The organism is Acinetobacter sp. MYb10, assembly GCF_002980175.2.
In the GTDB taxonomy this organism is placed as follows: domain Bacteria; phylum Pseudomonadota; class Gammaproteobacteria; order Pseudomonadales; family Moraxellaceae; genus Acinetobacter; species Acinetobacter guillouiae.
In genome coordinates this window covers 312,253-327,575 of the sequence record NZ_CP058272.1, presented here as the reverse complement: position 1 = coordinate 327,575, position 15,323 = coordinate 312,253, and the positions used below count along the sequence as shown (strand labels likewise).

The following is a 15,323-nucleotide window of genomic DNA, read 5'->3' as shown; positions in this document are numbered from 1 at the left end:
CGAAAGAACGAAGGACGCCACCCAAAGACCCACTTTTTAAAGTGGGGCTTTCTTTCTAAATTACTTGTTATTTATTTTTAGTCATGAAAAACCTCCCTAGAAGAGAGATTAAATTATTTATTTCTTACCATGGGCAACTTTCTTTTTCCCCATTAGCAACCCGTTCATACTTCGGAAAATGCCTTTTCCACATACCTGTCACCGCCACCACATCAACTCTTACACTGCTCGAATCTACAGCTTTAGTCAAATCCAAATCTAAAACATAATTCTTTGGTGATAACCCACCATAAATCGAATACTTGATATTATTACCATTTTTAGACTTATCAAAACCTTGATCTACTCCAACTTGTGCATGGTTTAAATAAATCTTTGCATTATTTAGTGTGTAGTAACATTTATCTAAAAACTCATCAAAATTTCTTTCAACAACATCTAAATCCCTATTTACATTAAACTGGTATCTAGTGGTACTTTTTGTTTGAAGCTCTTGAGAGCTTTTAGGCAGGCTAACACAAGCTGTCAAAGTAAAAACAAGTAAAATGATTAAAATTAGTTTCATGATTTTTTTAATTTTACTTTACTGATTTGTAGTAAACCAAACTACCATTGATTACCTATATTTTCCAGCCCTCATCAACATTCCTTACAAAATCATAAATCCGCTTCACTCACTTTTCACATTCTTTTTTAAATGTCCAAGTTGAATTAACTGAATCTGCAAATTGATTATTCACAATTGAAAATTTATACTTGTCAACGCATGGGCGAGGACTTCCCGATGGCTTGATGATTCAATGCACAGGGTCCGTGCCGTTGGGTTTAATAGCATTGCTAACCTGTTGCCACAACCTGTAACCAGCCAGTGGGCAACCGAAAGAACGAAGGACGCCGCCCCTAACAGGTCTTTTGACACTGAGTAGGATAAAAGAATCATGGTAACAGTGAAGTCTTTATTAGAAGCCCAGTTTATGGGCTTTTATTTTTTTCACAACCCCATTAAGCACCGCATCCAAACATAATAACAACTCCATTCAACCATTGGGTTTTAACACTTGTTATTTGCTATAGTTTATTTTAGACATGATTTGGAAATAGTCCGTTTCGTACGTTCAGTAGATGCAGGTTAGAAATAACTGCGAGTCAAGCACCATTATGAAATCACGCTTTTTTCCCTGAATGCTCAGCTTTTATATGATATTTCGTTACTAGCTATTAAATAAAAAGCAGACTATAATAATTTTTAAGGAGATTTAAATTGAAGTTCGACTATTACGTAGATGAACTTTTAGGCTAAATCTTTAAGGCGAGTTGGGTGGAATCCTTACACTATTTAAATATGGTGAAGTTCCACGGTACCATAGCCGTAGAAGCCAGATTAAGTTCTAGCTTTTATTTTTCAAGAATTTAAACACCAAGTAAACCTAGTGAAAGATTGATTCAACATAAACAACAAAGTCTTTTAAAGTTTCAATCAACTGCTTTGTAGCGTCCTTAACCGATCATCTTTGATATAGACAAACACAATCATATATTATTGATTTTATTTATACTATGTTATTTAATCCTCGTCATAACAATCACTTGATTTAAATTTTTCATTGAATATTTTCTCACCATTTTCACCATAAATATTAATATTGAATGGTATATTTTCCATTTTTACTGTTTCTGACCTAAATAAGTCTTCTTTGCAAAGATTATTTAATAATTTATCTTTTAATTCGCTACTCAAATCTCCCTTACTAAGTTCTTTGATTGTGATGTTTATATAGATACCAAATCTAGTAAAAATAGCTGTATCAAACGTTGTGTATGTATCAATTTTAATTGGTGCATAAGCATTTATATTATTGGTAACACCTCTCATTATTTCATCAAATGCATCCGTATCTATAATTCTATAATTATGATCAACTACTCCAGCCTCAAAGAGAGTTCTATCTAGATCCACCTCCGCAAAAACACTCATTGATAAAAAACAAAATACAATAGAAATTATCTTTTTCTTCATTTTCATACTTCCTTAAATAGCATTTTTCATGCTTTCCAAATTTCCAATTTAGTTTAAATAATAAATATTAATTATATTCTAGAAAATAGACACTTGAATATTTTACCCCTAATTATCACCTAGCCATTGCGAACGACCATATTTTAGCTTTATGTATTACTTTTTCTCGATAACCTAATGTAACCGTATCTTATAATTTATCAGATAACATACTATTTTTTATGGCTTTTGTATACCATATTTGATTTAACCAACAATTACTGAATGCTATGATTTTTTCAGTCCAAATACTTTATACTTATAAAAGCAATTTAAAAAATTATGTGCACACATATGTACATAATTTTTCTTTTGACCTAAACAACTTGCTTAAACGTTGAAAGTATTTAAAAGGCTTAATGTGCTTTAATTAAAATTTAATATTTTTACACTTCAAAGAGTCTTTGTTAAACTTTAAAAAACTTTGGAGTTCCTTGAATGCAAAAACCGATCATCTTTTTTGACATGGACGGTACACTCCTTGATTTAGCTTTTGATGATCTGATCTGGAACACCAAACTCCCTGAACGGCATGCAGAAACCCATCAATGTAGTTTAGAGCACAGTCAAAACATTCTAAATGCATTTTATCAACAACATAATCATACCCTCTGCTGGTATTCTTCAAAATACTGGTCTGAAAAAGTTGGGGTTGATGTCCTACAGTTACAATATGATTTTAAAGATAAAATCACCCCAAGAATGGGCTGTTTTGAATTATTAAAACAATTAAAAGCACAAGGTTATCGTTGTTGGTTACTGACCAATGCAGATTGTGCTGGCTTAAAACTTAAACTTGAAAATGTTGATCTCAGCCCTTATTTTGAAGTAATGATCAGTAGTGAAGAAATTGGCTATTCCAAAGAGTTTATTGAGTTTTGGCAAATCCTGCAGCAAAAGCATCCATTTGACCCACAAAATGCATGTTTTGTGGATGACACCATCCCAGTATTAAAAGGTGCTGAAAAGTTTGGTATAGCACACTTAATCACGATTACTCAACCTTCCAGTGGTCGTGCTGCGCGTCATCAATTAGAATTGGAATACCCTGCAATCAATCATTTAACTGAGCTTTTACCTTTACTGAAAAAAGTAGCATTAGCAAATTTACAGTCAACAGATTTAGAACATAAGGATGTCGATGTCAAAACAGCCTGAGAAACAACAACTTGAAACAATGCGTGTAGACAAATGGCTTTGGGCTGCACGTTTTTTTAAAACACGCTCTATTGCCAAAGATGCAATCGAGGGTGGTAAAGTTCATCATAATAATGAACGTGTTAAAGTCTCAAAAGAGATTCGTGTTGGAATGGAGCTCACCATACAACAAGGTTTTGATCGTAAAACGGTAGTGATTAAAGCACTCTCCGTTGTTCGTGGCGGCGCACCGATTGCCCAACAACTTTATGAAGAAACTGAGGTGAGTGTGGCACGTAGAGAGTTGATTTCATCCCAAAGAAAATTGCATAATCTAGCGCGCCCTGATCATCGACCAAGTAAAAAAGATCGACGACAAATTAGCAAATTTAAACAAGAAAATGATCAACAATTTGACCAATCTTGGTCCTATGATGATGACTGAATTCGTTTAGGTTGGGTACGACATCTTATGTCGTACTAATGTTTTTTAATATAGAACCATTTTTTATTTTCTGTCACTATTACTGCCGTGGACGAAAGATCAAATTTAATGACATCCACTTAAGATATTAGTGATATTACATCGTTTGAGGTTTACGAGATGGATGATAACAAAAGCAAGGCACTGAATGCGGCACTGAGCCAAATTGAGAAACAATTTGGTAAAAACACAGTGATGCGCTTAGGTGATAACACTGTTCAAGCGGTTGAAGCGGTCTCTACAGGCTCTTTAACACTTGATATTGCATTGGGTATTGGGGGCTTACCAAAAGGTCGTATCGTTGAAATTTACGGTCCTGAATCTTCTGGTAAAACGACAATGACGCTACAAGCCATTGCGCAATGCCAAAAAGCAGGTGGAACATGTGCCTTTATTGATGCGGAACATGCTTTAGATCCACAATATGCACGTAAACTTGGGGTAGATATAGACAACCTTTTAGTTTCACAGCCAGATAATGGTGAGCAAGCACTTGAAATCGCAGATATGTTGGTTCGTTCAGGTGCAGTCGATATGATCGTTGTCGATTCTGTAGCAGCGTTAACCCCTAAAGCCGAAATTGAAGGCGAAATGGGTGACTCTCACATGGGTCTACAAGCACGTTTGATGAGCCAAGCTTTACGTAAAATCACAGGTAATGCCAAACGTTCAAACTGTATGGTTATCTTCATTAACCAGATTCGTATGAAAATTGGGGTGATGTTTGGTAGCCCTGAAACCACAACTGGTGGTAATGCGTTGAAATTCTATGCTTCTGTACGTTTAGATATTCGTCGTATTGGACAAGTTAAAGAAGGCGATGAAATTGTAGGTTCTGAAACCAAAGTCAAAGTTGTTAAAAACAAAATGGCGCCTCCTTTCCGTGAAGCACTTTTCCAAATTATGTATGGTAAAGGTGTAAACCACTTAGGTGAATTGGTTGATCTTGCAGTTGGACAAGAACTCGTACAAAAAGCAGGTGCTTGGTACTCATATCAAGGTGACAAAATCGGTCAAGGTAAAAACAATGTCATTCGCCATTTAGAGGAAAACCCTCAATTGGCTCAAGAACTTGATCGTATGATTCGTGAAAAACTTTTAACCACTGCCAATGCTGCACCAGCGGAAGAGAAAGAAGAAGAGCCTGACTTTTTAGATGTTTAAATTCAAACTTTATTTTTAAGTATATCAAGCACCTTTCGAGGTGCTTTTTTATGCTTAAAACCAAATTAAACAACAGTCGTTTTGATTTAATATAAATTTCAGTTATAACTAAGCTAAAGCCGTATGAATCAGATTCTTTCATTATTATGTATAAAAAAATCAGAACAATCACTGAATTTTTATTTTTTCGAGCTCCACGAATTCAAAAAAATAAACTCAAACAACACTTTCAAAATAAAACCATTTTAATTACAGGGGCAAGTTTTGGGATTGGTGAAGCATGTGCAAGGCTGTTATCCAATACACAATGCACGCTTGTGCTGATTGCACGCAGTACAGATAAACTTGTACAACTCAAAAGTGAATTAGAATCTTATTCGTGCCATATTGAAATCATCTGCGCAGATTTATATCAATCCGATGCCGCAGAAGATATTTTTCAAAGCCTAAAAGCACGCAATATTCAGATTGATGTATTGGTCCATAATGCAGGAAAATCAATTCAGCGCTCTGTTTGGGATAGCTTGGATCGCCCACAGGATATCAATCGAACCATTGCGATTAACTATATCAACCCTGCCCAACTCACCCGTTTATTGTTAGCTGATTTAAAACACAATCAAGGACAAATTATTGTGGTTTCAACCATCAATGCCAAACTATTTGCCCCGCCATTTTGGTCAACCTATCAAGCTTCGAAAACCGCAATGCAACAGTGGATTCTTGCCATTCAACCAGAATTGGCGGTTCATGAAGTACACGCAGGCTTAGTCTACTTGCCCTTAGTTCGTACACGAATGATTTTACCCACCAAACAATATCAGCAAATGCCAACGATGCAAGCAAAAGACGCTGCTCAAGCGATTCTTACATGCCTAATTTATCGTAAACGACAATGGCAACCTTGGTGGTTAGGGCTTGCACAGATTGGTTCAATATTGTTGATCACACCGATTTATTATTTCTATAAACATTTACTCAAGCGAAAGTTATAAGATGAAATGGATCTTTTGGTTAAGATGGTGCATAAGTTTATGCTATAGCACTATTCAACATGGTATTCATTTATATAGTATTTTAGATTCACAGACACGTATTCAAAAAGATAAAACAGCATTTATTATTGATGATCGTCAAATTAGCTTTTTAGAATTAAAATGTAGAACTGACCAACTTATTTGTGAATGGCAAAAAACACATAAGCAAAAGCAACTTCCGCAACAGATTGGTTTAATGATGCAACAAGACCTAGATAGCTTGGCGGCCTTGTTTGCACTGAGCCGTTTAGGTAAAGATATCATTATCGTTAACCCCAGCCTCGTACAGCATAAACTTCAAGCTTTAATTGACCAGAAACAACTGCATCTTATTGGCGGTTTAGATACATTCACTCAACTCAATATCCAAAATTTTACGCTTATTCCTCCACCAAGTACTCAGCAGAAATTTCGTATAAAACCGACTTATTTTAATAAAATAAGTGTCTGTTCTTCTGGTTCAACAGGAATTCCTAAAGTTGCGACAAGGCAATCTAAACCACTACAAAGTTTACCTTTGTTAGACCTCATGCTCAGGAAACTAAAATTTTTTAAAATTAAGCAAATTTTTGTGATGACACCACTCTGCCATGCGGCAGGTTTAACTGCGAGTTTGATGGCGCTGAGCTTTCATAAAACTGTGATTTTGCAAAAACGTTTTGATCCGCAATCAGCCAAGCAACTGATTAAACACCATCAAATTGATTGTTTAAACTTAGTGCCCACTATTTTATACCGTTTAATTGAACTGAACGCTCCTCTGTGCTCAGTTCAATACATCATTACAGGTAGCGCGCCTTTAAGTGCGAATTTAGTCAAACACGCCCTACAGCACTATCCTCAGATACAACTGTTCAATCTCTATGGCAGCTCTGAAAGTGGAATTAACCTCTTGGCAACAACAGCTGATTTAAAACGAAATCCTGAAAGTATTGGAAAAGCTATTCAAGGTGTACAAATTAAAATTGTCGATTCTACGGGTCAGCCTTTAGAAAATGGCAATATCGGTATCTTATGGAGCAAATGTGCTTGGTCAATTACACCGAATCAATGGCTACAGTGCGGTGATTTAGCCGTACAAGATGCTGAAGGTTATTATTATTTAAAAGGTCGCTCTGATGATATGTTAATTTGCGGTGGAGTAAATGTTTACCCGATTGATTTGGAAAATATTTTATATACCCATAGCGCAATCAAATTTGCACGCGCTTATGCTATAGATGATGCTGATCTTGGACAATGCTTGGCAGTAGACATTATTCTCAATCAGGTACTCAATATTGAAGAATTACAATTATGGATTAGCGGCCAAACTCCACGCTACCTTCGTCCTAAATCAATTCGAATCATTGATCGAATAGAAACGGACAGTATCGGTAAACCAGTTTAGACGGTATTAAGCTCCGACATGAAGTGTTTTGAATAAAAATTTAAATCCTGATATCTGCTTATCTTCCCCTTTATACTCCCTTATATCTTCTGATATTTAGGAGAAGGAAAATTCATCCGTATAGCATTTGCACTGTTAAAAAAGTGAATTAAAGCTAAACTAGCGTTTATCTCTGAAATAAATAGATTGTTATCAATAGCTATGAGCCAAGCAAAATTTCCCAAATTGTTAGATTACCAAAAACTCAAACAGCAATTTGGTGAACAGGAAACAACAGAGTATCAGCATTCTACATCCCAACCTGCAGAACTTGATTCTGGCATTGCAAATGATGAACACGCCTTTAATGCGGAACAGGATCTTGCACCCAAACCACAGGGCTTAACAGGTACACGTTTGCGTTCTTATGCTTTTGCGGTGTTGACTCGAAAAGAATATTCCAAAGCTGATCTGATTGAAAAGCTGATGACCTATGCGCAAAGCCGTGAGGAAGTTTTAATTTTGGTTGATGAGTTGTCAGCGAATAACTACCAAAGTGACCAACGTGTCGCGGAAATGACTGTGCGTAGCCAAGTCCGTAGAGGTAAGGGCCCGAATCGAATCAAACTGGCTTTACGTGCCAAACAACTGGATAAAGCCTTAGTACAAGAGGATATTGCAGAAATTGATTGGTATGAACAGGCCTACCAATTGAAAGTAAAAAAATATGGTACAGAGGTCAGTAAAGATCCAAAAATTAAAGCCAAACAAATTCGCTTTTTACAATATCGTGGTTTTGAAATGGATGCGATTATGAAAGCAATTTCAAAAAAACCAAGTGATGATTGATGATGGCTAGTCGATACAATTCAAGATCAACTTTTCATTAATAGGTAGGGTTAGAATCTTAGGTTGAAAATCTATTGATAGAATTCCCTCCTCACTTTTGATTTCTTATAAATTCTAAGCAGATCCAATATCTTTTAGCGCTGTACAAGCTATCATTTCATTCATCGATAAAACTATAAGCGTGTTTTCAATATAAGCTCAATAAGAGTGATAGATCTTTAGTCACGACTAAAAAATGATGGTTGAATTAAATCAGATGGTCTAAAGATTGAGAATATAAAATTTTCAGAAATTAAATAGCAAAGATGTTTTCAAAATGCAGGATATAAATCGAATGGATATATTGAGTTATTATTATTCGTAGATTTAGAAATCTGGTGGCAGCCCTACTAGCAAAATCTCGGCACATCGTATTTCTGATACCGTTGCTACCTTCCGGTCCTGGCGGGGTTTTCAGAGTACAATTGCGAAACCACCAGCAGGGCTACCATTGCAAGAACAGAGTATAGAGATTTTTAATTTTCTTTCAAGCCTAACATTGTGATTTTCTCAAGTTATTCATTCGTTTGCTTATTTCATCATCAATATGGTTAATTTTTAACAGAAATTCTAACTTTTCTTTTCAATAGCTCTTTGAACTTATCAAGCATCAGTCAATCTTCTACTGAATTTTATCTCAGCACTACTTCATAGATGACAGGCTTTAAAATACAAAAACGCTTCATATTACATTAGAATTAGCTGAAGATTGTAAAAGCATCTTGCAATTCCGTCCCTAGCCGTTTTTAATGATAACAATTATTGATTTTCAAATAGCCCATATCAGTGTATTTGAGAAATTTTGACTTTGATGGATTTTAAATTATGCTAAAAAAGCATGCCCTGTTTTCTATTGCCTTACTCAGTTCAGCATCTTTATATGCAATCCCTATAGAATCTCGTGGATTAAGTGATACTGCATCATCTCGAAATGATGTAACAAATTCACCAGCACCCATTGCTGGAAATATGAATTGGGATTTAATACAAAAGAATCAACAATTAGAAAATCAAATTCGTGAATTACGTGGCAAGATTGAAGAACAAGATCATGCCATTGATCAACTAAACAAAGAACTCACCAACCGCTATACCGATTTAGATCAGCGTCTTGAACTGCTCAATCAGAAACTTGAACCTGAAAGCAATCAACCAGAACAAGCACCTGCTGAAAATGCACCTGTCGATAGTTCAACCGCAACCGATCAAACAACCACTGCAAGCAAAGCTACAACGAATAGCACGGCACCAACACCGACCAACAGTAGCAACAATACCAGTGATCCTGTTGCACTGGAAAAAGCAGCTTATACCATTGCTTTAGATGCCTATAAAAAAGGCGGTGCAAAACAAGCCATCGCCCCTATGCAAAACTTTATTAAAAACTACCCAAACAGTATTTATACTGGAAATGCTTATTTTTGGTTAGCAGAGTTCCAATTGGCAATTGATCCACCAAATTACAATGAAGCCAAGAAAAACTATGAAATCGTGGCAGCTAAATTTCCAAACTCGTCTAAAGCACCGCGTGCTTTATACCAACTTTATAGTATTGCCAAAGATGTCAACAAGAACACACAAACTGCGAATGTCTATAAAAGCAAACTGTTAAGCACCTACCCTAAATCAGAAGAAGCAGGTTTTTTCAAAAAAGGTTAATCCGCTTATTCACAATTTAGACAATAAAAAAAATGCCTCAATAGAGGCATTTTTTTATTGAAATCTTTAACAATTAACGCACGATACCGCGCTTAGATTCTAATACTGAATCAATCAATAACTGGACTTCTTCAACTTCTGGAAGGATCTCTTGACGAATTTTTTCAATGGCTTGTTCAGTGGTTAAATTCTCTTTATAGATCAATTTAAACGACTCTCTTAAGCCTTGAATCACATTCTTAGACCAGCCTTTACGACGCATCCCTTCAACATTCATACCATAAGCATGCGCAGGATTACCTGAAACCATGACATAAGCAGGAACATCTTTAAGAATCAGTGATGCACCACCAATCATACTATAAGAATCAATCTTACAGAATTGATGGATACCTGAATTCCCGCCCACAATGACGAAATCGCCAATGTGAACATGGCCAGCGATGCCGACATTATTTGCAAAAATATTGTTATTTCCAATCAAACAATCATGTGCAATATGCGTATTCACCATCAATAGGTTATTGCTTCCTATTTTGGTTAGGCCTCGATCTTGAACAGTGCCACGGTGTAAGCTGCAATGTTCACGGATTTTATTGTTGTCGCCAATTTCTAACCAAGTTTCTTCACCTTGGTATTTTAAATCTTGACAAATTTCACCTACACTTGCGAATTGGAAAATATCGTTATTTTCACCAATACGTGTATAGCCTCCAATCACAACATGTGAGTGAAGTTTGGTACCAGCACCAATCGTCACTTGCGGACCAATAATACAATATGGTCCAATTTGGACATCTGGTGCTATCACTGCAGAAGAGTCAATAATAGCGGTTGGGTGGATTAAGTCGTTATTGCTCATGCCTGCTCTAATTTCTGATGAGAAATGATAATTTCAGCGGTTGCTGCTACCACGCCGTCAACACTGGCAGTACATAAATACTTGTAAATGCCACGTTTTTGCATGAGTAATTCAGATTTTAGCACGAGTTGGTCGCCTGGTACGACTTGTTTTTTAAATCGTATTTTTTCAGCACCAGCGAATAAGAACAAAGAACCTGGTCTTGGTTTTTCATTATTCATGATAAAACCGAGCACACCAGAAACTTGTGCCATCGCCTCAACGATCAAAACACCCGGCATAATTGGATAGCCTGGGAAATGACCTTGCATAAATTCTTCATTAATTGAAACGTTTTTGTATCCTACAATCCCATTCTCTGTAACTTCAGTTACACGATCGACAAGCAAAAATGGATAACGATGTGGCAAATACTCGCGAATCGTTTGGGTTTGCATTGGTAATTCAGGAACCGTAAAAGGTAGAGATTTAGACTCAGTCATAATTATTTACGCGACTTTAAAGTTGATTCAATGGACTCAATTTGAGCCTGCATATGATCTATTTGTTTCACTAGTTTGGTCAATGGCACATCTGCTAATTGTCTTAAGCGCACAACCGTCCTTTTCCAATGATTTGTTTCAAATTGTCCAGTACCTGAAGAATAAGAACCTGCCTCAGAAATACTTTTTGTGACTATTGACATTCCAGTAATTGTGACATTATCAGTGATTTTTATATGCCCTACGATACCAACAGCACCTGCAAGAACACAGTTTTTGCCAATAATCGTACTGCCCGCAATACCACACTTGGCTGCGATGGCAGTATTCTCGCCAATCTGCACGTTATGGGCGATTTGCACAAGGTTATCAATAATGACACCATCATGAATGATTGTATCGTCCAAAGCACCACGATCAATACTGCAATTTGAACCTATACGCACATCATTTCCGATACGTACAGAACCCAATTGAGCTATACGATTCCACTTTCCTTGATAAGGTGCAAAACCGAAGCCCTCTCCACCAATTGCAGTATTGGAATGAATCCGAACACGATCTGCGATTTTTGTTTCGCCTGTAATGGTCACATGAGAATCGACAAAACCGTCTTTGCCAATTTCAACACCATCATCAATTTTGCTGTGCGATTGGATAATTGTATTTGCACCGACCACACAATCATCACCAATCACAACATAATGACCAATATAAGCATCGTCTGCAATAATTGCTGAAGGAGAGATTTGCGCAGTACTTTCAATACCCCGTTTGCTTACTTTAACTTCAAATTGATGGGTTAAAATCGCAAAGGCAAGATAGGGATTACGGACAACAATAAAATTTTGGCAATTTGTAAGCTGTTCTTTTAACTCTGCCGTGACGATCAAAGCGCCGGCTTTAGAGTTTTGAGCTTCATTCAAATATTTGTCGTTATTTACAAAAGAAATATGATTGGATTGCGCATGTTCTAAACTTGCAAGCCCATCTAAAACATAATTGGGTTGACCAATTAGCTCACCTTGTACAAGCTGAGCTAATTCATCGAGATGAAAACGATTTGATTTCATTGATTATTTAATTGCATTAACCTTTTGGATCATTTTAGCAGTTAAATCACTCTTTGCGTCATAAGCAAGTGCTGAATTTTTATTCAAAACGAAGTCTAATCCACCTTCTTGGCGCAATTGTTCAGCAACTTGCTTTACACGAGCCTCAAAAGTTGCATTAGTGTTTTGGATTGTGCTTTGTACTTTCGCCTGAACACCTTGCTGAATCGTTTGGAATTCATTCACTTTTGCTTGGTATTGCGCATTAATTTGCTGAACATTTGCACCTTGAGCCTGTGCTTTTTGTTTCAACGCTTCAATATCTTTGGTGATTTGTTCAAGCTTCGTGGTTTGCGGTTTAACCGATTGTTCTAAACTTGCATTCTGTTGCTTTAAGTAGGTGCTACTTTCTACAACTTTTTCTAGATCAACTACACCAAAACCTGCCGCTTGAACCAATCCAGCAAAACCCAAGCCTAAGCCCATAATGGCCATTTTCATTGTTTTCATCATTGTTCCTTATATTAAGTTAAATCTCGTGAAAAGATCGTACTTAGAAAGTACGACCAATCTCGAATTGAATATTTTTAGTTTCATCGCCCGGTTTGTCATTCAATGGGAATGCATAACTCAACGAAAGTGGACCAATCATGGTAATCCATGTAAAGCCTACACCCACGCTATAGCGCATGTTACCAAAATCAAAATCGTTATTGTCTTTACAGTACTGTTTCGCATTAATTGGTGTTTTTGAACCATCTAGATAAAGATCACCAGTCGCTGTACTACAGTCTGTATCAAAGACTTGCGCACCTTCAGCAAAGATTACAGGACGAATCTGACGTGCCCAATCACCCTTGAATGGAACAGGTAAAGCCAATTCTGTCCCGAATTGTATTAAAGCATTACCGCCCACTTCTTCAGGATCATAATCTTTGGTTTTTCTTTCGTTATAGGTCACACCCGGGTATTTTGGACCTAATGTACTGTTGTCATAACCACGGACTGAACCAAAACCGCCTGCATAGAAGTTTTTATAGAATGGTAAATCATTACCATAACCCAACTTACCGTAGCCACGTAATACGAAATCACGGCCTAATGGGAAATAAGTCTGTGCATCGTAAGTAACTTTTTGATATTCAACATCACTACCTGGTAATGCGATTTCAGCATTGACACGATGTGAAGTACCGTTTGTAGGGAAAATTGGGCGGTTCAGTGTATTATATGACCAACCCAAGTTTAAATTATAAGTTAAGAACTTACCTTCAAAGGCACTTCCATACTCATCTAAGGCCAATGTATCAAATTTGTCATCAACACAATTCGTTGCTAAATCATAGCCTTCAGGCAGTGGATTTGGTGCTGGCTTACCTTTTTCAGTATCAATATCTTTTTGTGACTTATATGACCCAGCACAATAACTACTTGTATCGGTTTGCTTACCACCATGCGCTAACAAATAATCGCGTACATAGGTAGAAACATAAGCACCAGTGGTTACTTTAGTTTGATCAATGTTTAGACCCGCACTAATATTTTGGTTTTCATCAATTGGATAACCAAATGTAACACCACCACCAATACTATCCGTCACATAGTTGTTAACGTTATAGTCGTCATTCAACTTTGTTTTACGGTAGTACATGTTATAACCGCGGCTGACACCATCAATAGTAAAATATGGATCAGTGACACTTAAATTATAGTAATCTTGGGTTTCTGAACGAGATAAATCGATAGAAACTCGATTACCTGTACCCATAAAGTTGGTTTGACTTAAACCTGCTTGGAATGTGATACCACCATTCTGAGAATAACCCACAGCCAATGTACTGGTACCGGAATGTTGCTCTTCAACATCAATATTCAAGTCCATTTGATCTGGTAAGTTCGGTACACGAACAGGTTTAACATCAACTTTACTAAAGAAGCCAGTACGTTCTAAACGGACTTTAGACAAGTCAATTTTTTCATTACTCGCTAAAGCACCTTCCATTTGGCGCATTTCACGACGTAATACTTCATCCGCAGTTTTGGTATTACCGGTAAAGTTAATACGACGCACAGTCACTTGTTGACCAGGATTAATATAGTAATTTAAGTCAACAATATGGGTTTCATTATTGATTTCAGGAACTACATTTACTTCTGCATAGTAGTAACCTGCATTACCATATTTACGGAGTAGTAACTGCTTTACAGCATTGACTTTTTCTTGAGAATACGTTGTGCCATCTTTATAGATTTGCAACGCTTGTAGATCTTCAGTCTTATAAAGAGCATCACCTAAAAATTTAGTTTCACCAAATTTAAATTGCTCACCTTCATTGACTGAAACTTCAATAAAGATATGTTTTTTATCTTCACTGAGATTTAGATTTGAACTGTTAATATCAAAATTGATATAACCCTTATTGAGATACAGTGCACGTAATGATTCTAAACTTGCTGACATTTTTTCACGTGCATAACGGTCATTTCGAGAAATAACCGATAACCAGCCACTCTCTTTTACCGCAAACGCTTGTTTAATGTCGTCTTCTTTAAATACCGTATTACCGATAATATTGATATCAAAGACTTTTGCAGGTTTACCTTCATTAAAATTGATATTCAATTCAACACGGTTATTTGGTTGAGCAACTTGGTCAACTTTAATATCTGCATCATAACGACCTTGTTGAGCATATTGCTGCTCCAACTCAGTTTCTAAAGTTTGTAAGGCAGATTTTTTAAGCACCTCGCCTTCGGCCAAGCCCATTTTCTTTAAACCATCCGCCAAAGCTTCTTTGGGAATCAGTTTATTGCCTTTAAAATTAATTTTTGAAATTACTGGACGCTCAATCACTTTAAACACCAAGACACCGTCTTGGTTCGATGCTTGTATATCATCAAAAAGATTTGAAGCATACAAAGCACGAATTGAATCCGCAATTGCAGGATCATTGACACGGTCACCACTATTTATTGGTAAAAGTGCAAGAACATTTTGTTGCGTTAAACGAACCAAGCCATCCACACGGATATCACGTGCAATGAACTCATCTGCCGCTTGTACTTGCTGTACAGCTGCCATCGCACTAACGAGCGCTAATGGCATAAATAAATGTGAGTGCTGCATGCCTAT

14 protein-coding genes and 1 other RNA gene are annotated in these 15,323 nt (G+C 36.6%); 7 read left to right on the top strand and 8 right to left on the bottom strand.

Features of this window, described 5'->3' with window-relative positions; all coding sequences use genetic code 11:
- Positions 1-124: 124 nt before the first annotated feature.
- Together CQZ96_RS01525 and CQZ96_RS01520 are read right to left on the bottom strand one after the other, a co-directional pair.
- A complete protein-coding gene (locus CQZ96_RS01525) occupies positions 125-565 on the bottom strand; it encodes a hypothetical protein (RefSeq protein WP_228722761.1) in 441 nt (146 codons plus the stop codon).
- A gap of 999 nt (positions 566-1,564) precedes the next feature.
- A complete protein-coding gene (locus CQZ96_RS01520) occupies positions 1,565-2,017 on the bottom strand; it encodes a hypothetical protein (protein ID WP_105712476.1) in 453 nt (150 codons plus the stop codon).
- Positions 2,018-2,494: 477 nt separating this feature from the next.
- On the opposite strand from CQZ96_RS01520, the gene CQZ96_RS01515 reads away from it, so the two are divergent.
- The 6 genes from CQZ96_RS01515 (at position 2,495) to CQZ96_RS01490 (ending at position 8,096) form a co-directional block, all read left to right on the top strand.
- Complete coding sequence (locus CQZ96_RS01515; RefSeq protein ID WP_105712475.1) at positions 2,495-3,214, top strand: HAD-IA family hydrolase; 720 nt, start codon at positions 2,495-2,497, stop codon at positions 3,212-3,214.
- The gene (locus CQZ96_RS01510) at positions 3,198-3,638 is read left to right on the top strand and encodes an RNA-binding S4 domain-containing protein (RefSeq protein WP_004719756.1); all 441 of its coding nucleotides are present in this window, start codon (positions 3,198-3,200) and stop codon (positions 3,636-3,638) included. The genes CQZ96_RS01515 and CQZ96_RS01510 overlap by 17 nt, the downstream gene beginning before the upstream one ends.
- A 159-nt stretch (positions 3,639-3,797) precedes the next feature.
- Positions 3,798-4,841: a recombinase RecA gene (gene recA / locus CQZ96_RS01505; protein ID WP_004719755.1), complete on the top strand. Its 1,044-nt coding sequence runs from the start codon at positions 3,798-3,800 to the stop codon at positions 4,839-4,841.
- Between the two features lie 146 nt (positions 4,842-4,987).
- The gene (locus CQZ96_RS01500) at positions 4,988-5,836 is read left to right on the top strand and encodes an SDR family NAD(P)-dependent oxidoreductase (RefSeq protein ID WP_171287862.1); all 849 of its coding nucleotides are present in this window, start codon (positions 4,988-4,990) and stop codon (positions 5,834-5,836) included.
- A gap of 1 nt (position 5,837) precedes the next feature.
- On the top strand, positions 5,838-7,268 hold the full coding sequence (locus tag CQZ96_RS01495) for a class I adenylate-forming enzyme family protein (RefSeq protein WP_105712474.1): 1,431 nt from the start codon (positions 5,838-5,840) through the stop codon (positions 7,266-7,268).
- Between the two features lie 201 nt (positions 7,269-7,469).
- Positions 7,470-8,096, top strand: coding sequence for a regulatory protein RecX (locus CQZ96_RS01490; protein WP_105712473.1), 627 nt, complete (start codon positions 7,470-7,472; stop codon positions 8,094-8,096).
- Positions 8,097-8,480: 384 nt separating this feature from the next.
- On the opposite strand, the gene ffs is transcribed toward CQZ96_RS01490, so the two are convergent.
- An RNA gene (ffs, locus tag CQZ96_RS01485) (signal recognition particle sRNA small type) lies at positions 8,481-8,577 on the bottom strand.
- A gap of 380 nt (positions 8,578-8,957) precedes the next feature.
- On the opposite strand from ffs, the gene CQZ96_RS01480 reads away from it, so the two are divergent.
- Positions 8,958-9,794, top strand: coding sequence for a YbgF trimerization domain-containing protein (locus CQZ96_RS01480; protein WP_228722802.1), 837 nt, complete (start codon positions 8,958-8,960; stop codon positions 9,792-9,794).
- A gap of 73 nt (positions 9,795-9,867) precedes the next feature.
- Here the strand turns inward: CQZ96_RS01480 and lpxA are convergent, their stop codons facing one another.
- Genes lpxA through bamA form a run of 5 tightly spaced genes read right to left on the bottom strand, consistent with a single transcriptional unit; the run spans position 9,868 to position 15,317 of the window.
- Positions 9,868-10,656 (bottom strand): acyl-ACP--UDP-N-acetylglucosamine O-acyltransferase, encoded by a 789-nt coding sequence (gene lpxA / locus CQZ96_RS01475; protein ID WP_004719746.1) that lies wholly within the window; start codon positions 10,654-10,656, stop codon positions 9,868-9,870.
- Entirely contained in the window at positions 10,653-11,138 is a 486-nt protein-coding gene (gene fabZ, locus CQZ96_RS01470) for a 3-hydroxyacyl-ACP dehydratase FabZ (protein ID WP_004719745.1), read from the bottom strand. Before fabZ ends, lpxA begins: the two co-directional genes overlap by 4 nt.
- 2 nt (positions 11,139-11,140) lie before the next feature.
- Positions 11,141-12,211 carry a UDP-3-O-(3-hydroxymyristoyl)glucosamine N-acyltransferase gene (gene lpxD, locus CQZ96_RS01465; protein ID WP_105712471.1) on the bottom strand — a complete coding sequence of 357 codons (1,071 nt, stop codon included), beginning with the start codon at positions 12,209-12,211 and terminating at the stop codon, positions 11,141-11,143.
- Positions 12,212-12,214: 3 nt separating this feature from the next.
- A complete protein-coding gene (locus tag CQZ96_RS01460) occupies positions 12,215-12,700 on the bottom strand; it encodes an OmpH family outer membrane protein (protein ID WP_004719741.1) in 486 nt (161 codons plus the stop codon).
- 43 nt (positions 12,701-12,743) lie between these two features.
- The gene (gene bamA, locus CQZ96_RS01455; RefSeq protein ID WP_105712470.1) at positions 12,744-15,317 is read right to left on the bottom strand and encodes an outer membrane protein assembly factor BamA; all 2,574 of its coding nucleotides are present in this window, start codon (positions 15,315-15,317) and stop codon (positions 12,744-12,746) included.
- Positions 15,318-15,323 lie beyond the last annotated feature (6 nt).